The sequence below is a fragment of the Endobacterium cereale genome, assembly GCF_009617585.1.
GTDB classification, from domain to species: Bacteria; Pseudomonadota; Alphaproteobacteria; order Rhizobiales; family Rhizobiaceae; genus Neorhizobium; species Neorhizobium cereale.
In genome coordinates this window covers 521,930-541,006 of record NZ_WIXI01000022.1, presented here as the reverse complement: position 1 = coordinate 541,006, position 19,077 = coordinate 521,930, and the positions used below count along the sequence as shown (strand labels likewise).

Annotated in this window: 18 protein-coding genes; 17 read left to right on the top strand and 1 reads right to left on the bottom strand. The window is 59.5% G+C overall.

Annotation, left to right across the window (positions count from 1 at the left end; all coding sequences use genetic code 11):
- Positions 1–292: 292 nt before the first annotated feature.
- From GAO09_RS02885 to GAO09_RS02825, 13 genes are all read left to right on the top strand, one after another.
- The gene (locus tag GAO09_RS02885) at positions 293–955 is read left to right on the top strand and encodes an HAD-IA family hydrolase (protein WP_235937885.1); all 663 of its coding nucleotides are present in this window, start codon (positions 293–295) and stop codon (positions 953–955) included.
- A 134-nt stretch (positions 956–1,089) separates the two neighbouring features.
- Positions 1,090–2,712: a cytochrome-c oxidase, cbb3-type subunit I gene (gene ccoN / locus GAO09_RS02880; RefSeq protein ID WP_153352523.1), complete on the top strand. Its 1,623-nt coding sequence runs from the start codon at positions 1,090–1,092 to the stop codon at positions 2,710–2,712.
- Positions 2,713–2,723: 11 nt separating this feature from the next.
- Complete coding sequence (gene ccoO, locus GAO09_RS02875) at positions 2,724–3,455, top strand: cytochrome-c oxidase, cbb3-type subunit II (RefSeq protein ID WP_153352522.1); 732 nt, start codon at positions 2,724–2,726, stop codon at positions 3,453–3,455.
- A 12-nt stretch (positions 3,456–3,467) separates the two neighbouring features.
- Positions 3,468–3,623 carry a cbb3-type cytochrome c oxidase subunit 3 gene (locus GAO09_RS02870; RefSeq protein ID WP_153352521.1) on the top strand — a complete coding sequence of 52 codons (156 nt, stop codon included), beginning with the start codon at positions 3,468–3,470 and terminating at the stop codon, positions 3,621–3,623.
- 3 nt (positions 3,624–3,626) lie between these two features.
- On the top strand, positions 3,627–4,490 hold the full coding sequence (ccoP, locus tag GAO09_RS02865) for a cytochrome-c oxidase, cbb3-type subunit III (protein ID WP_153352520.1): 864 nt from the start codon (positions 3,627–3,629) through the stop codon (positions 4,488–4,490).
- A gap of 166 nt (positions 4,491–4,656) precedes the next feature.
- Positions 4,657–6,255, top strand: a complete 1,599-nt coding sequence (gene ccoG, locus GAO09_RS02860) for a cytochrome c oxidase accessory protein CcoG (protein WP_153352519.1) — start codon at positions 4,657–4,659, stop codon at positions 6,253–6,255.
- The gene (locus GAO09_RS02855; RefSeq protein ID WP_153352518.1) at positions 6,252–6,743 is read left to right on the top strand and encodes a FixH family protein; all 492 of its coding nucleotides are present in this window, start codon (positions 6,252–6,254) and stop codon (positions 6,741–6,743) included. The genes ccoG and GAO09_RS02855 overlap by 4 nt, the downstream gene beginning before the upstream one ends.
- A complete protein-coding gene (locus GAO09_RS02850; protein ID WP_153352517.1) occupies positions 6,740–9,028 on the top strand; it encodes a cation-translocating P-type ATPase in 2,289 nt (762 codons plus the stop codon). Before GAO09_RS02855 ends, GAO09_RS02850 begins: the two co-directional genes overlap by 4 nt.
- On the top strand, positions 9,025–9,177 hold the full coding sequence (gene ccoS / locus GAO09_RS02845) for a cbb3-type cytochrome oxidase assembly protein CcoS (protein ID WP_153352516.1): 153 nt from the start codon (positions 9,025–9,027) through the stop codon (positions 9,175–9,177). Before GAO09_RS02850 ends, ccoS begins: the two co-directional genes overlap by 4 nt.
- A gap of 150 nt (positions 9,178–9,327) precedes the next feature.
- Positions 9,328–10,239: a glycine betaine ABC transporter substrate-binding protein OsmF gene (osmF, locus tag GAO09_RS02840; protein ID WP_153352515.1), complete on the top strand. Its 912-nt coding sequence runs from the start codon at positions 9,328–9,330 to the stop codon at positions 10,237–10,239.
- A 36-nt stretch (positions 10,240–10,275) separates the two neighbouring features.
- Positions 10,276–11,466: an ABC transporter permease gene (locus GAO09_RS02835; RefSeq protein ID WP_153352514.1), complete on the top strand. Its 1,191-nt coding sequence runs from the start codon at positions 10,276–10,278 to the stop codon at positions 11,464–11,466.
- Positions 11,463–12,398: an ABC transporter ATP-binding protein gene (locus GAO09_RS02830; protein WP_153352513.1), complete on the top strand. Its 936-nt coding sequence runs from the start codon at positions 11,463–11,465 to the stop codon at positions 12,396–12,398. The genes GAO09_RS02835 and GAO09_RS02830 overlap by 4 nt, the downstream gene beginning before the upstream one ends.
- The gene (locus GAO09_RS02825) at positions 12,395–13,147 is read left to right on the top strand and encodes an ABC transporter permease (RefSeq protein ID WP_153352512.1); all 753 of its coding nucleotides are present in this window, start codon (positions 12,395–12,397) and stop codon (positions 13,145–13,147) included. The genes GAO09_RS02830 and GAO09_RS02825 overlap by 4 nt, the downstream gene beginning before the upstream one ends.
- 74 nt (positions 13,148–13,221) lie before the next feature.
- Here the strand turns inward: GAO09_RS02825 and GAO09_RS02820 are convergent, their stop codons facing one another.
- Positions 13,222–14,328 carry a DUF475 domain-containing protein gene (locus tag GAO09_RS02820; RefSeq protein ID WP_153352511.1) on the bottom strand — a complete coding sequence of 369 codons (1,107 nt, stop codon included), beginning with the start codon at positions 14,326–14,328 and terminating at the stop codon, positions 13,222–13,224.
- 434 nt (positions 14,329–14,762) lie between these two features.
- On the opposite strand from GAO09_RS02820, the gene rbfA reads away from it, so the two are divergent.
- The 4 genes from rbfA (at position 14,763) to pnp (ending at position 19,013) form a co-directional block, all read left to right on the top strand.
- Positions 14,763–15,176, top strand: coding sequence for a 30S ribosome-binding factor RbfA (gene rbfA, locus GAO09_RS02815; RefSeq protein ID WP_153352510.1), 414 nt, complete (start codon positions 14,763–14,765; stop codon positions 15,174–15,176).
- A gap of 6 nt (positions 15,177–15,182) precedes the next feature.
- Entirely contained in the window at positions 15,183–16,112 is a 930-nt protein-coding gene (gene truB, locus GAO09_RS02810) for a tRNA pseudouridine(55) synthase TruB (protein ID WP_153352509.1), read from the top strand.
- Positions 16,113–16,283: 171 nt separating this feature from the next.
- Complete coding sequence (gene rpsO / locus GAO09_RS02805; RefSeq protein ID WP_112729456.1) at positions 16,284–16,553, top strand: 30S ribosomal protein S15; 270 nt, start codon at positions 16,284–16,286, stop codon at positions 16,551–16,553.
- Positions 16,554–16,880: 327 nt separating this feature from the next.
- Positions 16,881–19,013: a polyribonucleotide nucleotidyltransferase gene (gene pnp / locus GAO09_RS02800; protein ID WP_153352508.1), complete on the top strand. Its 2,133-nt coding sequence runs from the start codon at positions 16,881–16,883 to the stop codon at positions 19,011–19,013.
- Positions 19,014–19,077 lie beyond the last annotated feature (64 nt).

Here is a 19,077-nt window from a genome sequence, read left to right as displayed (position 1 = left end):
TCCTGCCCCCGCAACCAAAAAATAAAATCTCCCGAAATCTCTCGAAAAATATCTCGAGCCTCAACCCTCAATCCAGCCAAGCAAGACGCATCCCTGGCGTTCTAAACCGAAAACGTCAAAAAAACACCGCTTGCTAAATCGGTATCGTCCAGGCAGATACGAGGGGGGTTGTCACCGATGACCGCCGTAGACTGCGCGGATAAGTAACGCCCCCGGCGTTTGCATCTTGGTTGCCACGCCGCTAATCAGAGACACGACGAAGCGCAACATGGTATCGCCGAGGTATTTCCGCATGTCCCAACCCCTGCCGCAAAAAACTTATGGCGCCTTCCTGTTCGATATGGACGGCACCATTCTGAATTCACTTGCTTCCGCCGAGCGGGTCTGGGGGCGCTGGGCGGCAAGTCACGGACTGGATGTCGAAAAATTCCTGCCGACCATGCACGGCAAGCGCGGCATCGATACCATCACCGAACTGAACCTGCCGGGTGTCGATCCGGCTGCGGAGGCGGCGCTCATCCTGCAGGGTGAGATCGACGACGTTGAAGGCGTTGTTCCGATCCCCGGCGCCATCGAATTCCTGGCGTCCATCCCGCCGGAAAAATGGGCGATCGTCACCTCCTCACCGATCACGTTGGCCAAGCGCCGGCTTGCCGCAGCCGGCATTGCAGAGCCGCGTTTCATCGTGACTGCGGAGGATGTGAAGGTCGGCAAGCCCAATCCGCAATGCTATATTCTTGGCGCCGAACGGGTCGGCATCAGCACGTCGCAGGCACTTGTGTTCGAAGATGTCATGGCCGGCGTCAAGGCCGGTGAAGCGGCCGGTGCGGATGTGGCCGTCATCACACACACGCACACGCATCCGCTTGAAACCAGCCATCTGACGATTGCTGATTACCGCGATCTCACCACGCATGTAGATGCGGACGGCCGCCTGTCGCTTCAGCGAAAATAGAGCCTCTCTAAACTGCGCATCCAACCTTGATCTGAATCAAGGCCGCCAAACACATCAAATGACATTTCTGCCTGAGAGCGGCGGTCGAACATCGGATTCGGCCGTCCGTCATATGCTTCAGGGGGATGTTCGCGATGAACAATACCATTACCATTGGTGGGCTGGTTGCCGGAGCGTTTCTCGCGCTTCTGGGGGCCGGTTTCGCCCATGATGATCTTTTTGCCGCCCATATGTGGGTGCTCTTTTTCTGTCTTGCCATCAGCACGGTCGTCGTTGTGCGCCGTGTTGATTTTTCCGGTGCGGGCCGGGCAAGCAGCCGGGATGATCAGTCCGGCTATTTCGACGAGGTCATCCGCTACGGAACGATCGCGACCGTCTTCTGGGGCGTGGTCGGTTTTCTAGTCGGCGTTTTCGTGGCGCTGCAACTTGCCTTCCCGGCGTTGAACCTGGAACCGTTCCTGACCTTTGGACGTGTCCGGCCGCTGCACACATCGGCGGTCGTCTTCGCGTTTGGCGGTAACGCACTTATCGCGACCTCCTTCTACGTCGTCCAGCGCACGTCGCGCGCGCGCCTGTTCGGCGGTGATCTCGCCTGGTTCGTGTTCTGGGGTTACCAGCTCTTCATCGTCATGGCGGCAACCGGTTATCTGTTGGGCATCACCCAGGGTAAGGAATATGCCGAGCCGGAATGGTATGTCGATATCTGGCTCACCATCGTCTGGGTCGCCTATCTGGTGGTTTTCCTCGGTACGATCCTGAAGCGCAAGGAACCCCACATCTATGTGGCCAACTGGTTCTATCTCGCCTTCATCGTCACCATCGCCATGCTGCACATCGTCAACAATCTGGCGATGCCGGTCTCCTTCCTCGGCATCAAGAGCTATTCGGCTTTCGCCGGTGTTCAGGATGCGCTGACGCAATGGTGGTATGGCCATAATGCCGTCGGCTTCTTCCTGACGGCCGGCTTCCTCGGCATGATGTACTACTTCGTGCCCAAGCAGGCCGAACGCCCGGTCTATTCCTATCGCCTGTCGATCATCCACTTCTGGGCCCTGATCTTCATGTATATCTGGGCAGGTCCCCACCACCTGCACTATACGGCCCTGCCGGACTGGGCGCAGACGCTCGGCATGGTCTTCTCCATCATGCTGTGGATGCCGTCCTGGGGTGGCATGATCAATGGCCTGATGACGCTCTCGGGCGCCTGGGACAAGATCCGCACCGATCCGATCATGCGCATGATGGTCATGGCCATCGCCTTCTACGGCATGTCGACTTTCGAAGGTCCGATGATGTCGGTGAAAGCCGTCAACTCGCTCAGCCACTATACCGACTGGACCATCGGTCACGTTCACTCCGGCGCACTCGGTTGGGTCGGCATGATCACCTTCGGTGCCGTCTATTTCCTCGTTCCGAAGCTCTGGGGTCGCAAGCGGCTTTACAGCCTTGCCATGGTCAACTGGCATTTCTGGCTCGCCACGCTCGGCATCGTTGTCTACGCGGCGGTCATGTGGGTTGCCGGCATCCAGCAGGGCCTGATGTGGCGCGAATATGATGACCAGGGTTTCTTGGTTTACTCGTTCGCGGAAACCGTCTCGGCGCTCTTCCCCTATTACCTGCTGCGTGCGCTCGGCGGCGTCATGTATCTCGCCGGCGGCATCATCATGGCCTTCAACGTCACCATGACCATTCTCGGCCATGAACGCGAAGAACGGCTTCCCGGTCAGGTGACAGTCAACCTGCAGCCCGCCGAATAAGGACGAAACTCATGTCTTTGATGGATAAACATCAGTTCATCGAGCGTAATGCGACCCTGCTTCTGGTCGGCTCGCTGCTCGTCGTGTCGATCGGCGGCATCGTGGAAATCGCGCCGCTCTTCTACCTGGAAAATACTATCGAGAAGGTGGAGGGGATGCGTCCCTATTCACCGCTCGAACTGGCCGGTCGCAACATCTACATCCGCGAAGGCTGTTACGCCTGCCATAGCCAGATGATCCGTCCGTTCCGCGACGAGGTCGAGCGTTATGGTCATTACAGCCTTGCGGCCGAATCCATGTACGACCATCCCTTCCAGTGGGGCTCCAAGCGTACCGGGCCGGATCTCGCCCGTGTCGGCGATCGTTATTCCAACGAATGGCACGTGCAGCACCTCAGTGATCCGCGCTCGGTCGTGCCGGAATCGATCATGCCGAGCTATTCCTTCCTCAAGGAAACCACGCTCAAGGTCACCAGCGCCACCATGGAGCTGACGGCCAACAAACATGTCGGCGTTCCCTACACGGACGACATGCTGGCAAACGCCAAGGCGGACCTCGAGGCGCAGGCCAATCCGGATGCGGATACGTCCGGTCTCCTGGAGCGCTATCCCAAGGCCAAGGTTGGCAATTTCGATGGTGATCCGGCGCGCTTGACCGAGATGGACGCTCTTGTCGCTTACCTGCAGGTGCTCGGCACGCTGGTCGATTTCTCGACCTATGACGACGCCACCGGTTATCGCTGAGGAGGGGCTTTCATGGAAACCTACACAATGATGCGTCACTTCGCCGATAGCTGGGGCTTGCTCGCAATGGCCCTGTTCTTCGTCGGCGTCATCTTCTTCACCCTGCGTCCGGGCGGCAAGGCATCGGCGGACAGGGCTGCGCATATCCCTCTGAAGGATGAGGACTAACCCATGTCCGAAAAACATGTCGATGAAATCAGCGGCGTCGAGACCACCGGCCATGAGTGGGACGGCATCCGCGAACTGAACAATCCGCTGCCGCGTTGGTGGCTTTGGACCTTTTATGCCTGTATCGTCTGGGCGCTTGGATATACCGTTCTTTATCCGGCCTGGCCGATGCTGACGGAAGCCACACCGGGCATTCTGGGGTATTCCAGCCGCGCTGAATACGCCGCTGACAGTACCTCCGCCAAGATCGCTCAGGGCGATATCCTTGCTAAGATTTCGCAATCCTCGCTACAGGAAATCGTCGCCGATCCGCAGATGAACCAGTTTGCAATTGCCGGCGGTGCATCCGCCTTCAAGGTCAACTGCTCCAACTGCCATGGCTCCGGCGCCGAAGGCAGCATCGGTTATCCGAACCTCAACGATAATGACTGGCTATGGGGTGGCGATCTCGACACCATCCAGCAGACGATCGCGCACGGCATCCGTGATGCCGTCGATCCGGACACCCGGATTGCCGACATGCCGGCCTTTGGGGAGATGTTGCAGCCGGACGAAATCCGTCAGGTCGCGGCCTATGTCGTCAGCCTGACCGGCACGCCGCGGGATGCCGCCATGGTCGAACCGGGCAAGCAGATCTTTCTCGACAACTGCTCGTCCTGTCATGGTGAGGATGCCAAGGGCAATCGCGAGCTTGGCGCGCCCAATCTCGCCGATGCGATCTGGCTCAAGGTCAATGGCGAGGCGGAAATCGCCGAGCAGGTGCGTGCCCCGAAACATGGCGTCATGCCTGCCTGGCAGGCTCGTCTGAGCGGAGAAACAGTCAAACAGCTGACCGTTTACATCCACTCGCTGGGCGGTGGCGAATAGGCCTGCGCCGATACCGATATTCTATCTCCTCGATCCTCAGGGCCGGGCTTCGCAAGAGGTACGGCCTTTCTTTTGTCAATTCTGTCGCACCTGAAACTTGACCTAGGTCAAGGTTTGCCGAGCCGCCGGGTGGGAAAAAGAGCCTGACCAAGAAGTGGAAACTTCCATGAATCTCTATACGGCCGACAACCTCCAGCCCGCTGGCGGAGCGAGAAGATCCGGAAACGGTGCAGGAGGTGGTGCCGGTTCGGTTCCTCCCTCCGAGCCACTCTACGAAAAGCGCCAGAAAATCTTCCCGAAAAGCGTCAAGGGGCGGTTCCGCCGCTTCAAATGGCTGTTCATGGTCTTGGCTCTGGCGATTTATTACCTGACGCCCTGGATCCGCTGGGATCGTGGCCCGCATGCGCCGGATCAGGCCGTTCTGATCGATCTGTCGGCCCGGCGTTTCTATTTCTTCTTCATCGAAATCTGGCCGCAGGAATTCTTCTTCGTGGCCGGCCTGCTGCTGATGGCCGGCCTTGGTCTCTTCCTGCTCACCTCGGCGGTCGGGCGCGCCTGGTGTGGATATGCCTGTCCCCAGACGGTCTGGGTTGATCTCTTCCTGGCCGTCGAACGTTTCATTGATGGAGATCGCAACGCCCAGATCAAGCTCAATGCCAGCCCTTGGACCTTTGCCAAGCTTTCCAAGCGCGTCAGCAAACATGCGACCTGGCTCCTCATCGCAGTTCTCACCGGCGGCGCCTGGATTTTCTATTTTGCCGATGCGCCCGGCTTGGCTTTCGATTTCGTCACCGGGCAGGCGGCCATGGTCGCTTATTGGACCGTCGCTATCCTGACGGCAACGACCTACATTCTCGGCGGGCTTATGCGCGAGCAGGTCTGTATCTACATGTGTCCCTGGCCGCGCATCCAGGGCGCCATGCTGGACGAACATTCGCTGGTCGTCACCTATAACGACTGGCGTGGCGAACCACGCAGCCGCCACGCCAAGAAGGCGGCCGCTGCCGCCCAGCCGGTCGGCGATTGTGTCGATTGCGATGCCTGCGTCGCCGTCTGTCCCATGGGTATCGACATCAGGGATGGCCAGCAGATGGCCTGCATCACCTGCGCGCTCTGTATCGATGCGTGCGACAATGTCATGGACAAGCTCGGCAAGCCGCGCGGGCTGATCGCCTATGCCACGCTCGACGAGTACGATAGCAACATGGCTGTGGCGACCAATGGCGGACGGACGGTTATCGAGCCTGCGCGCGTTCGCAATGCCGACGGCTCGTTCGTCGACCGTATTCGTGAGTTTCGCTGGCAGGTGATTTTCCGCCCCCGTACGCTCGTCTATTTCGGCATCTGGTCGCTGATCGGCCTCGGGCTTGTTTACGCACTTCTGGCGCGTGACCGGCTGCAGCTCAATGTCGTGCATGACCGCAATCCGCAATTCGTTCTGGAATCGGACGGCTCGATCCGCAACGGCTACACTGTCCGGCTTCTCAACATGGTGCCGGAACCGCGCACCATCATGCTGTCGCTGGATGGCCTGCCGCAGGCGACAATGCGTGTCGTCGGCGTGACCGATGTGCCCGGCCAGATCGTTGCCATACCGGCTGAGCCGGACAAGGCCATGGCCTTGCGCGTGTTTGTGACGTTGCCGCCCAGCCGGGATGCAAAACAGCAGCAGGTACCGGAACTTCGCTTCGTCGCCGAAGATCGCTCGAGCCACGAAAGCGATACCTACAAAGCCACATTCAATCTGCCGGGAGGAAAGAAATGATCCGCGCCGCAAACAAGCCCTTTACCCTTACCGGCTGGCACATGCTGGCGATCATGCTGTCGTTTTTCGGCGTCGTCATCTCGGTCAATTTTTTCATGGCCTATCAGGCGGTGAGCAGCTGGAGCGGGCTGGTCGTGAAAAACACCTACGTCGCCAGCCAGCAGTTCAACTCCAAGGTCGCGGCCGAAAGAGCGCTGGCCGCAACCGGCGTGACGGGAAACCTGACTGTCGAGGGTACGGCTGTTCGTTATGAGGTGACCGGTCCGGATGGCGCGGTCAGCGCGGATGAATTGGTGCTGGCTTTTCGCCGCCCGGTCGGTGACCGCCAGGATTTTTCGCTGACGCTTGCGCCGCAGGGTCCCGGGATCTTTTCGACACAACATGAAGTCCGCGCGGGGCACTGGATTGTGGAAGCGATCGCCACTCGCGATGGCAAGCCGATCCTGCATCAGACACGCCGTATTGCGGTTCATGGAGAACGGTCATGAGTTGCTGCGCCCCAGGAACGGAAGGTGCGCTCGAACTTCTGGGTGCGTTGCCGTCTGCTGAGGAACTGATGTTATCTGCCCGCGATCTCGGTGACGGTCGCAAGCAGACCGATCTTGGCGTGCCGGAGGTCTATTGCGGCGCCTGTATCGCTACGATCGAAAAGGCCCTGCATGATCTTCCCTCCGTCGAACGGGCGCGCGTCAACCTGTCGACCAAGCGTGTGTCTGTGGTCTGGCGCGATGTGGTAAACGGCGAGGTGACGGATCCGGTTGAGATCGTCCGCACCATCGTCACCTCGACAGGGTATTCGGCCCATCTCTTCAACGATGCTGAGGAAGCATCGGATGCGATGAAAGCCAAATTGCTGCGTGGCGTGGCGGTCTGCGGTTTTGCCGCTGCCAATATCATGCTGCTGTCGGTTTCCGTCTGGTCCGGCGCCGATGCCTCGACGCGCGACATGTTCCACTGGATCTCGGCGATGATCGCCGCACCGGCGCTGATCTATGGTGGCCGGTTCTATTATCAGTCGGCCTGGAATGCGGTGCGCCGTGGTCGCACCAATATGGATGTGCCGATCGCGCTCGCCATCACGCTCTCCTATGTCGTGTCCCTGTGGGAAACCATGAACCACGGCCAGCATGCCTGGTTCGATGCGACCGTGTCGCTGCTGTTTTTCCTGCTGATCGGTCGCACGCTCGACCATCTAATGCGTGAACGTGCGCGTGCCTCGATCAGCGGTCTGGCGCGCCTGTCGCCTCGTGGCGCCATGGTGCTTGGCGCCGATGATAGCCGCGAATACCGCCCGGTTTCCGACATTCGTCCGGGAGACCGGATCGCCATTGCCGCCGGTGACCGTATCCCGGTGGATGGCGTTGTCGAAAGCGGGGCGAGCGATCTCGATGTGTCGATCGTCAACGGCGAAAGCGCGCCGCATCCGGTATCGACCGGTGATGCCGTGCAGGCCGGCATGCTCAGCCTCACCGGTTCGTTGGTGTTGAGGGCGACGGCGGCGGCGCGGGATTCCTTCCTGTCGGAAATCATGACGCTGATGGAAGCCGCAGAAGGCAGTCGCGCCGGTTATCGCCGACTGGCGGACCGCGTTGCACAGGTTTATTCGCCGGCTGTCCATCTGCTGGCCATTACCGCCTTTCTGGCCTGGGGCATTTTCGGCGGCGACTGGAAACATGCGATGCTGATCGCCATCGCCGTGTTGATCATCACCTGCCCCTGCGCCCTCGGCCTTGCGGTCCCTGTAGTGCAAGTCGTTGCCGCTGGACGTCTGTTCAAGAACGGCATCATGGTCAAGGATGGTTCCGCCATGGAACGACTTGCCAATGTCGATATGGTGGTTTTCGACAAGACAGGCACGCTGACCGTCGGGCGTCCGCGCCTGCTCAATGCCGGTGAGGTCAATGCGCAGAATATGACACTTGCGGCGGGGCTCGCCGCGCATTCGCGCCACCCGTTATCGCAGACGCTTTACACTCGACACACCGGCGTGGTGCCGTCGTTCGAAAACGTCGAGGAACGACCGGGTGAAGGATTGCAGGGTTTTGTCGATGGCCGCTGCTATCGCCTTGGCAGCCGGCGTTTCGCCTGTGGCTCGGATCATATTGGTGGAGCGGCCTCGTCGGAAGTCGTCTTGTCGGTCGATGGCGCCGAACTGGCAACCTTCCGTTTCGAGGACAGGTTGCGTGCAGGTTCTGAGGCTGCGATACGCGATCTGCATTCAAGACACTTGTCCACCGCCATTCTGTCGGGAGACCGGGCTGCCGTGGTCGAGCGTATGGCACGGCGTCTGTCGCTGGATACATGGCAGGCCGATCTGTCGCCGCGCGACAAGACCGATGCAGTGACCGCCTTTGCCGCAGATGGCTGCAAGGTGATGATGGTCGGTGACGGTATCAACGACGCACCGGCACTGCGGGCCGCCCACGTCTCCATGGCGCCGGCAACGGCCGCCGATATCGGCCGGCAGGCTGCGGATTTCGTTTTCATGCATGAAAGCCTCTCCGCCGTGCCCTTTGCCCACGACATGTCGCGGCGCGCCGGCAGTCTGATCCGCCAGAATTTTGGTCTCGCCATCGGTTACAACGTCATCGCCGTGCCGATCGCGCTCGCCGGTTACGCAACACCTCTGATCGCGGCCGTCGCCATGTCCACCTCGTCGCTGATCGTCGTCGCCAATGCGTTGCGTCTCAACCATATGCGCGCAGGCGAAAAGGAAGTGATCAGGGCAGAAAGCGCCGATCTCGACATGGCTCCGGAGGCTCGAACCGCATGAACATGCTGATCTACCTCATTCCGGTGGCACTGTTTCTGGGCGCGCTGGGGCTGGGGGCTTTCCTCTGGTCGCTGCGCTCCGGTCAGTATGAGGATCTGGATGGCGCTGCGTGGCGGATTTTGTCCGATGACAAGCCGGAGGATGGTTGACCCGGTTATCCTTTTTCGGGTCTGTACGTCAGCGCGCCCTGTTTTTTCTCCTGCCGAGACCTAATTGCAAAACCATACCGCGACAGAGCCGGTCGGCCGTCGTTGAATGGTCAACTGCAACACATGGCCTCACAGGGAGAGACAATCGTTATGCGTATGATCACGAAACTTGCCGGGGCCGTTTTTGCAGCCTCTTTCGCCTTCAGTCAGGCACAGGCACAGGTAGTTGTCTCCTCGAAAATCGATACCGAAGGCGGCGTGCTGGGCAATATCATCCTGTCGGTTCTGGGTGCCAATGGCATCAAGACCACGGATCGCATCCAGCTTGGCGCGACCCCTGTTGTGCGCAAAGCGATTACCGCAGGCGAGATCGATATCTATCCGGAATATACCGGCAACGCGGCCTTCTTTTTCGAGAAGGGCGGTGACGCCGCCTGGAACGATGCTGCCAAGGCGTATGAGCAGGCCAAGAAGCTGGATTACGATGCCAACAAGATCGTCTGGCTGACACCGTCGCCGGCCAACAACACCTGGGCGATCGCGCTGCGCAAGGATGTGACGGATGCCGGCAAGCTCGTCACCTTGAGCGATTTCGGCAAATATGTCGCTGACGGCGGCACGGTGAAGCTTGCGGCCTCGTCGGAATTCGTCAATTCGGCTGCAGCCCTGCCAGCCTTTCAGAAGGCCTATGGTTTCACCCTCAAGCCTGATCAGCTGATCACGCTTTCCGGCGGTGACACGGCGGCAACGATTGCTGCTGCCGCCAACCAGACCAGTGGTGCCAATGCGGCCATGGTCTATGGCACCGATGGCGGTATCGCCCCGTCTGGCCTCGTCGTTTTGGAAGATGACAAGGGTGTGCAGCCGGTTTACCAGCCTGCTCCGATCATCCGCGAAAAGGTTTTGAAGGAAAATCCGCAAATCGAAAGCCTGCTCAAGCCCGTCTTCGAAAAGCTCGATCGCGTGACGCTGCAGGAACTGAATGGCCGCGTCCAGCTCGGTGGTGAACCCGCCAAGGCCGTCGCCGAGGACTTTCTCAAGAAGAATGGTTTCCTGAAGTAATCCTGAACCTTGAGCAAGCTTAGAACAGGGGAATGGATGCGGTTTGGCCTGAACCGGATTGACCGGGTTGGAGTGGTGGTCGCCCTGATTGCTGCTTATGGGCTGGTCGCGCCTTTTGCGCTGTTTCGCGCCAATCGTATCGTGCAGGGGGAGGGAAGGTCGCTATTCTCAGCCCTCCCGCCTTCGCTTGGTGCCATTCTCCTGGTGCTTTCCGCCATCGCCATCGTGATGGCGCTCCTTCGTTTGCCCCTATTCCTGAAGCTGCTGGCAAGTCTTGTGATGCTGGCGGTGCTGGCATTCGCCATCGGCAACGCTGCCGGGTTTCTTACGCCAGAAGGCAATAATTACGCCCGCGTCTCGCCCGGCTCCGGTTTCTGGCTGCTGAGTGCCGCGTTCGCATTGCTGGCGACGGATTGCCTGGCGCGTCTGCGGCCGCCGCCCTGGATGCGTATTGCCATTTTAACGGCCATCATCGCAGCTATCGCCTTCGTTCTGGCCTCCGGACTATGGGATGGCCTGTCGATCCTGAAGGAATATTCTTCGCGTGCCGACACCTTCTGGCTCGAGGCCGGGCGACATGTGACGCTCGCGCTTGGTTCTCTTGCCGTTGCGGCCGTGGTCGGCATTCCGCTTGGCATTCTTTGCCATCGTGTGGAGCCGGCGCGCTCTGCGATCCTCAACCTGCTCAACATCGTCCAGACCATTCCGTCGATCGCGCTGTTCGGCATTCTCATCGGACCCTTGTCATGGGTGGCCGCCAATGTGCCGGGTGCGGCCGATCTTGGCATTCGTGGCATCGGCATGGCGCCGGCATTCTTGGCGCTGTTTCTTTATTCGCTGCTGCCAATGGTGGCCAATACGGTCGGCGGTCTTGCCGGCGTGCCGGCCGAAGCCAATGATGCCGCTCGCGGCGTCGGCATGACGGATCGTCAGCGTTTGACGCAGGTCGAATTGCCGCTCGCCTTTCCGGTCATCCTGACCGGCATCCGCATCGTGCTCGTGCAGAATATCGGACTTGCCACCATTGCGGCCCTGATCGGTGGTGGCGGTTTCGGTGTCTTCGTGTTCCAGGGGCTCGGCCAGACCGCGATGGATCTTGTTCTCCTAGGCGCCGTTCCGACCGTTACCATGGCTTTTGCCGCAGCCGTCATTCTCGATGCCATTGTTGAACTTGTGGCACCCGCAAACGCAGGCAGTGGCACCGGCAGGAAGGAAGCGACCGCATGATCGAGATCGACGCAATCAGCAAGGCCTATGGCGATGTCACCGTGGTCGACAATGTATCGATGACGATCGATGCGGGGTCGATCACCGTCATCGTCGGCACGTCCGGTTCGGGCAAGACGACATTGCTGCGGATGATCAACCGGCTGGTGGAACCGACCAGGGGCACCATCCGCATCGACGGTGAAGATAACGGGGCGATTGCCCCGCACGAACTGCGCCGTCGTATTGGTTACGCCATTCAGGGCCATGGCCTGTTTCCCCACCGCACCGTTGCCGAAAATATCGCCACCGTGCCAAAACTGCTGGGCTGGCCGCAGGATCGAATCGACGCGCGTGTAGAGGAACTGCTCAAGCTCTTCCAGCTCGATCCCGTGGCGTTTGGCCCGCGTTTCCCGCATGAGCTCTCGGGTGGCCAGAGCCAGCGTGTTGGCGTCGCCCGCGCGCTTGCCGCCGAACCGAACCTGCTCCTAATGGACGAACCATTTGGCGCCCTCGATCCGGTCATTCGCGCCAAGGCGCAGGATGATCTCCTCGCCATCCAGAAACATTTTGGCACGACCATCATTCTCGTCACCCATGACATGGAGGAGGCCTTTGGCCTCGCCGACAGGATCGCCGTCATGGATGGGGGGCGCCTGCTGCAATATGCGACGCCGACCGAGATGCTCGCCAATCCTGCGACGGATTTCGTGGCGTCGCTGATCGGTACCGCGGAAAGACCCTTCCGCCTCCTGGCGCTTAACCCTGTCGAAAAGGCCATGGAGCCGGGTGTGGCGGAGGGAGAGCCGATTTCCGGGGAGGCCAGTCAGCGTGATGCTCTGGCGGAACTGCTCTGGTCAGGTCGTCCGGCTTTGCCGGTGACCGGCAAGGATGGCATCGTGGCCGGGCGTGTTACGGTCGATAGTCTCCTGAAACAGGCGAGGCCGGCATGAGGGTCGGACTGTCGTTCCTGATCCGGCTTGCAGTCCTTCTCGCTCTGGCGACATTTCTTGCTCGGCCGGAATGGTTTGCATCGCTGCTGAGACCGTTGACCGAAAATGGCGCGCCTCCCGTCTATGTTCAGGCCAGCCTTCTGTCGCTGACGATATCGCATCTGCTGATGGTTTTTGCGGCTACCATTGCCTCAACTCTCGTCGCGGTCGGCCTTGCCATTCTCGTCACACGTGAATCGGGTCGTGAATTCCTGCCTCTATCCCGCAGCCTGGTGAATATCGGCCAGACTTTTCCGCCCGTGGCGGTTCTCGCTCTGGCCGTCCCCATGCTTGGATTTGGTACCTGGCCGACACTGATTGCGCTGTTTCTCTACGGTCTTCTGCCGATTTTCGAAAATACCCTCACCGGTCTCACCACCTTGCCGGGACCGGTTATGGAGGCGGCGCGAGGCACCGGCATGACTGGCTGGCAGCGCTTGATCAAGGTAGAGCTGCCGTTGGCATTCCCGCTCATTCTCGGTGGCATCAGGCTGTCGATCGTCATCAGCCTGGCAACCGCGACGATCGGCTCTACGGTCGCGGCCCGCACGCTGGGGGAAGTCATCATCGCCGGCCTGCAGTCCAACAATCTTGCCTTCATCCTGCAGGGCGGCGTGGTGGTCGCAGCATTGGCCGTGCTGATTTACGACACACTGGTGTTTGCGGAACGTTTGGCGGCACAACGAACCGGCCTCAACCGAACCGCCTGATCTTCGACGGCAAAAGAAAACCGCCCGTCACCGGGGTGACGGGCGGTTTTCGATTTCAAGCGATAGGGAAGAGATCAGGCCTCGCTGACCGCTGCCTTAACCGGTCGATCAAGCGTTCCCGCCTGCTCGTCCTCTGCAACATGTCGACGATTATAGCGGATCGAGGACCATAGCGAGATACCGATCAGGGTTGCACCACCAAGGCCGGTAATGACCTCGGGAATGTGGAACATGGTCTGCACATACATGATCACCGACAGGATCAAGATGGCGTAGAAGGCGCCATGCTCGAGATAGCGGTAATGCGTAAGCGTACCCTTTTCGACCAGCATGATCGTCATCGAGCGAACATACATGGCGCCGATGCCAAGGCCGATCGCGATGATGAACAGGTTGTGTGTCAGCGCAAACGCGCCGATGACGCCGTCGAAAGAGAAACTGGCATCCAGCACTTCCAGATAGATGAAGGCGCCGAGACCGCCCTTGGCGGCTTCCGACATGGTTTTCTGCTGCGCGTCGAGCAGGCCGCCGATAACCTCGACAATCAGGAAGGTGACGAGGCCGTAAATGGCAGAATGCACGAAGGTTACCGCGTCTTCGCCACCCAGCAGGCGGGAGAACAGCAGGATCAGCAGCAGGACGACCGCGATCTCGATCCCCTTGATGCCGGCAAAACGCGCCATTGGGCTTTCGAGGAACGGGATCCAGTGCACGTCCTTTTCCTGATTGAAGAAGTAGGAAAGCCCTACCATCATCAGGAAGGTGCCGCCGAAGGCTGCGATCGGCAGATGCGCGTCATTCATGATCCGCGAATATTCTTCCGGCTGGCTGGCCGCCAGAACGATCGCGTCGATCGGTCCGATCTGGGCGGCAATCACCACGATCAGCAGCGGGAAGACGATACGCATGCCGAATACGGCAATCAGAATGCCCCAAGTCAGGAAGCGATGCTGCCATTCCGGCGTCATGTCCTTCAGCTTGTTGGCATTGACGATCGCATTGTCGAAGGACAGCGAGATTTCCAGAACTGCGAGAACCACGCAGATGAAGAAGATTGTTGCCGTACCGCTGATCGTGCCGGTCGATTGCCAGCCGAGCACGCCGCCGAGGATCAGGCCAAGCGCGGTGATGATGAAGGCCCAGCGGAAATAGCCGAGCGTTGTGGTGGTGGACTGGCTCATGCGAAATCCTCCCTGGTGGAGAGAACAGGCATGGTGGAGATGGTCATGCCGCACGCGGCATCCATCCCAAAGATTTGGGATTGTGTCATGACGTTTATAATCCGCCGGCTGTTTTGCAGGCGGCACCGACATCGCGAGAGCGCCGTTAAAACTCTCGCCAGAGGGGCCCGGCACCAGGTTTCTTTCGCGGGTTCGGTAAGTGCACGCGAAGACACCATAAAAATTGGCTGTTTTCGGATTTTCGTCAAGAGGGTGGCCGTCATGATCCCTAATGTTTGATGATCGGCCAGTCGATGAGCCGCCAGCCTGTGATACCCAGTCGATCTTGACCTTTGCCCGCCAAAAAGGCATGGAGCACGCCTGCCCGCGCCAAACGACGATCTTTATGATAGGATCAGTATCGAAGCGGACACGAGAAGAAAGAAAAACAAGAAATGAGCAAAGCAACATCTTCCGCGCCCTCGCAGCGGATGCTGCGCGTCGGCGAGCAGGTACGCGCCGCCATTACGCAGGTTCTGCAGCGCGGCGAAGTGCGCGACGATCTGATCGAAAAGACCGTGATTTCCGTTTCGGAAGTGCGCATGTCTACTGATCTGAGGGTCGCGACCGCCTATGTCACGCCGCTCGGACTGAACGACCATCAAGAAGTCATTGATGCCCTGAACCGCAATGCGAAATACATTCGCGGGCGCCTCGGCAATCAATTGCGGCAGATGCGATACATGCCTGAAGTGCGTTTCCGCGACGATACAAGCTTCGACAATTACAAGAAGATCGATGAGCTCCTGAAATCGCCTGAAGTGCAGCGCGATCTCGGGGCCAAGACCTCGGACGACGAGCAAGAATAGAGAAGAATGTCCAAACCGCGTAAACCCAAGGGCCGGCCGGTCTCCGGCTGGCTGATCCTCGACAAGCCCGTTGATTTCGGCTCGACAGAAGCCGTTTCCAAGATCAAGTGGCTGTTCAATGCCCAGAAGGCCGGTCACGCCGGCACGCTCGATCCGCTTGCCTCCGGCATGCTGCCGATCGCTTTGGGCGATGCCACCAAAACCGTGCCTTACGTCATGGATGGCCGCAAGATCTACGAATTCACAGTCACTTGGGGTGAGCAGCGTTCGACCGACGATCTCGAAGGCGAAGTGATCGAAAGCTCCGACAAGCGCCCGGCCGAGCAGGACATCCGCGATATCCTGCCGAACTATACCGGTGTTATCAGCCAGATCCCGCCGCAGTTTTCGGCGATCAAGATCGCTGGCGAACGCGCTTATGACCTTGCCCGTGGCGGAGAGGTTGTCGAGATCCCGTCGCGTGAAGTCGAGATCTTTCGCCTGACGCTACTCGGTGCCGAAAAGAACTGCGCGCATTTCGAAGTCGAATGCGGCAAGGGCACGTATGTGCGTGCGCTCGCTCGCGATTTCGGGGTCGATCTCGGCTGTTTCGGTCATATCTCCAACCTGCGTCGCACCTTCGTTGCTCCATTCGCAGAAGAAAAGATGGTGCCGCTCGCCGATCTCGTGGCGCTGGAAAGCGTTGAAGATCGCGACGAACGACTGGCAGCACTCGATGCGCTTCTGTTCGACACCGTCGAGGCGCTGTCCGATCTGCCGCATCTGCCGCTCAGCGAAGACCAGGCCTATCGCATCCGGATGGGCAATCCGGTTATCGTGCGCGGACGTGATGCTCCGCTCGAAGCGCCGGAAGTCTATGCGACCGCCAAGGGACGCCTGGTTGCCATCGGCGATATCGCTCAGGGTGAGTTCCGTCCGAAGCGGGTGTTCGGCTGATAGGCCGTCAGCCTCTTCAAAATGCGGGCCTCTTCCCATTCCATGCCGAATGGTCTATAGGCAGCGCCAGCTAGGTGCCGCCAATTGGCATGTTCCCGGCATTCACGGCCAAGGCTGACCGACATCTCGGCCTTTGGCGACCACATTCCTCTTCATATAAAGGATCAGACGATGTCGATCACTGCAGAGCGCAAGGCCGAACTCATCAAGGAATACGCAACCGTTGAAGGCGACACCGGTTCGCCGGAAGTCCAGGTTGCGATCCTCACCGAGCGCATCACCAACCTGACCGAACACTTCAAGGGCCACAAGAAGGACAACCACTCCCGTCGTGGCCTTCTGACCATGGTTTCCACGCGCCGTTCGCTTCTTGACTACGTCAAGAAGAAGGATGAAGCCCGTTACACCAAGCTGATCACCAGCCTCGGTATCCGTCGCTAAGACCTTTTCCGGCGGGCGCTCCTTAGCAGGGTGTCCGCCGGACTTCTTTCCGGGCTTTGCCCGATCTTTGCCTGTCGCGTTCATGATGTGCGCGAAAACTGTCGGCGAAACCGGATGGCCGGTTTGCCAGATCAACCCCGACCTGTCATGGGGCAGGATTGCCGGATGCTTTGTTGGCCGAGATTTTCGATAATCTTGGCCAATGTCTCCCTTCAATAGGGATCGGAGCTTCTCGTTGTCTTGCCCGTGATGTGTCACATCTGCGGTCGATTGTGCCGGCGCCTTGAGAAAGGGTGTCACGCCATTCCCGCAATGAAGGACAACTATATGTTCAATACCCACACCGTCGAAATCGAATGGGCAGGCCGCCCGCTGAAGCTGGAAACGGGCAAGATTGCCCGCCAGGCTGACGGCGCCGTTCTCGCCACCTACGGCGAAACCGTCGTTCTCGCCACCGTCGTTTCGGCCAAGTCGCCGAAGCCGGGTCAGGACTTCTTCCCCCTGACCGTCAACTACCAGGAAAAGACCTACGCCGCCGGCAAGATCCCGGGTGGCTATTTCAAGCGCGAAGGTCGCCCGTCGGAAAAGGAAACCCTGGTTTCCCGCCTGATCGACCGTCCGATCCGCCCGCTCTTCCCGGAAGGTTACAAGAACGACACCCAGGTTGTCGTCACCGTCGTCCAGCACGACCTTGAAAACGATCCCGACGTGCTGTCGATGGTTGCCGCTTCCGCAGCACTGACGATTTCCGGCGTACCGTTCATGGGCCCGGTCGGCGGCGCCCGCGTCGGCTACATCAACGGCGAATACGTTCTGAACCCGCATCTCGACGAGATGGACGAGTCGGTTCTCGATCTCGTTGTCGCCGGCACCCAGGACGCCGTCCTGATGGTTGAATCGGAAGCCAAGGAACTGAACGAAGACGTCATGCTTGGCGCCGTCATGTTCGGCCACAAGGGTTTCCAGCCGGTCATCGACGCGATCATCAAGCTCGCCGAAGTTGCCGCCAAGGAACCGCGCGATTTCCAGCCGGAAGATCATTCCGAACTCGAAGCCGAAATGCTCCAGCATTTCGAAGCCGAGCTGCGCACCGCCTACAAGAACACCCAGAAGGCTGAACGTTACGCAGCCGTCGACGCCGTCAAGGCAAAGGTGAAGGCGCACTTCTTCCCGGAAGGTGTTGAGCCGAAGTACACCGCCGAAGTCATCGGCGCGACCTTCAAGCACCTGCAGGCCAAGATCGTTCGCTGGAACATCCTCGACACCAAGAGCCGTATCGACGGCCGCGATCTCGAAACCGTTCGCGCTATCGTGTCTGAAGTCGGCGTTCTGCCGCGCACTCACGGTTCTGCTCTCTTCACCCGCGGTGAAACGCAGGCGATCGTTGTTGCCACGCTCGGCACCGGCGAAGACGAACAGTATGTCGACAGCCTGACCGGCATGTACAAGGAGCGATTCCTGCTCCATTACAACTTCCCTCCCTACTCTGTTGGCGAAACCGGCCGCATGGGTTCCCCGGGCCGTCGCGAAATCGGTCACGGCAAGCTCGCATGGCGCGCTATCCGTCCGATGCTGCCATCGGCTGAACAGTTCCCCTACACGCTGCGCGTCGTCTCCGAGATCACTGAGTCCAACGGCTCGTCCTCGATGGCAACCGTCTGCGGCACCTCGCTTGCTCTGATGGATGCCGGCGTTCCGCTCGCAAAGCCGGTTGCTGGTATCGCCATGGGTCTGATCCTCGAAGGCGACCGTTTTGCCGTTCTCTCCGACATCCTCGGCGACGAAGACCACCTCGGCGACATGGACTTCAAGGTAGCCGGTACTGCCGATGGCATCACCTCGCTGCAGATGGACATCAAGATCGCCGGTATCACCGAAGAGATCATGAAGGTCGCTCTCGGTCAGGCACAGGGCGGTCGCAAGCACATCCTTGGCGAAATGGCGAATGCCATCACCGAAGGTCGCTCGCAGCTCGGCGAATTCGCACCGCGCATCGAAGTCATGAACATCCCGGTCGACAAGATCCGTGAAGTCATCGGTTCGGGCGGCAAGGTCATCCGCGAAATCGTCGAAAAGACCGGCGCCAAGATCAACATCGAAGACGACGGCACCGTCAAGATCGCATCTTCGTCGGGCAAGGAAATCGAAGCGGCCCGCAAGTGGATCCACTCGATCGTTGCCGAGCCGGAAGTTGGCGTGGTCTACGAAGGCACCGTTGTGAAGACCGCCGATTTCGGCGCCTTCGTCAACTTCTTCGGCGCCCGCGATGGTCTGGTCCACATCTCGCAGCTCGCTTCCGAGCGCGTTGCCAAGACCTCCGACATCGTCAAGGAAGGCGACAAGGTTTGGGTCAAGCTGATGGGCTTCGACGAGCGCGGCAAGGTTCGCCTGTCGATGAAGGTCGTTGACCAGACCACCGGCGAGGAAATCAAGAAGGCCGAAGGCGAAGCAGCAGAATAAGCTTTCGTCTATCGAGAGATCGAGGCGCGGGAGTTTCATCTTCCGCGCCTTTTCTTTATCCGTT

What these genes read in the sequence shown, in the direction of transcription:
- ccoO (WP_153352522.1), top strand. Translation starts at nt 2,724, where the DNA reads ATGTCTTTGATGGATAAACATCAGTTCATCGAGCGTAATGCGACCCTG.
- osmF (WP_153352515.1), top strand. Translation starts at nt 9,328, where the DNA reads ATGCGTATGATCACGAAACTTGCCGGGGCCGTTTTTGCAGCCTCTTTC.
- truB (WP_153352509.1), top strand. Translation starts at nt 15,183, where the DNA reads ATGTCCAAACCGCGTAAACCCAAGGGCCGGCCGGTCTCCGGCTGGCTG.
- ccoN (WP_153352523.1), top strand. Translation starts at nt 1,090, where the DNA reads ATGAACAATACCATTACCATTGGTGGGCTGGTTGCCGGAGCGTTTCTC.
- ccoP (WP_153352520.1), top strand. Translation starts at nt 3,627, where the DNA reads ATGTCCGAAAAACATGTCGATGAAATCAGCGGCGTCGAGACCACCGGC.
- GAO09_RS02820 (WP_153352511.1), bottom strand. Translation starts at nt 14,328, where the DNA reads ATGAGCCAGTCCACCACCACAACGCTCGGCTATTTCCGCTGGGCCTTC.
- GAO09_RS02870 (WP_153352521.1), top strand. Translation starts at nt 3,468, where the DNA reads ATGGAAACCTACACAATGATGCGTCACTTCGCCGATAGCTGGGGCTTG.
- rbfA (WP_153352510.1), top strand. Translation starts at nt 14,763, where the DNA reads ATGAGCAAAGCAACATCTTCCGCGCCCTCGCAGCGGATGCTGCGCGTC.
- GAO09_RS02830 (WP_153352513.1), top strand. Translation starts at nt 11,463, where the DNA reads ATGATCGAGATCGACGCAATCAGCAAGGCCTATGGCGATGTCACCGTG.
- rpsO (WP_112729456.1), top strand. Translation starts at nt 16,284, where the DNA reads ATGTCGATCACTGCAGAGCGCAAGGCCGAACTCATCAAGGAATACGCA.
- GAO09_RS02885 (WP_235937885.1), top strand. Translation starts at nt 293, where the DNA reads ATGTCCCAACCCCTGCCGCAAAAAACTTATGGCGCCTTCCTGTTCGAT.
- pnp (WP_153352508.1), top strand. Translation starts at nt 16,881, where the DNA reads ATGTTCAATACCCACACCGTCGAAATCGAATGGGCAGGCCGCCCGCTG.
- ccoS (WP_153352516.1), top strand. Translation starts at nt 9,025, where the DNA reads ATGAACATGCTGATCTACCTCATTCCGGTGGCACTGTTTCTGGGCGCG.
- GAO09_RS02850 (WP_153352517.1), top strand. Translation starts at nt 6,740, where the DNA reads ATGAGTTGCTGCGCCCCAGGAACGGAAGGTGCGCTCGAACTTCTGGGT.
- GAO09_RS02835 (WP_153352514.1), top strand. Translation starts at nt 10,276, where the DNA reads ATGCGGTTTGGCCTGAACCGGATTGACCGGGTTGGAGTGGTGGTCGCC.
- GAO09_RS02825 (WP_153352512.1), top strand. Translation starts at nt 12,395, where the DNA reads ATGAGGGTCGGACTGTCGTTCCTGATCCGGCTTGCAGTCCTTCTCGCT.
- GAO09_RS02855 (WP_153352518.1), top strand. Translation starts at nt 6,252, where the DNA reads ATGATCCGCGCCGCAAACAAGCCCTTTACCCTTACCGGCTGGCACATG.
- ccoG (WP_153352519.1), top strand. Translation starts at nt 4,657, where the DNA reads ATGAATCTCTATACGGCCGACAACCTCCAGCCCGCTGGCGGAGCGAGA.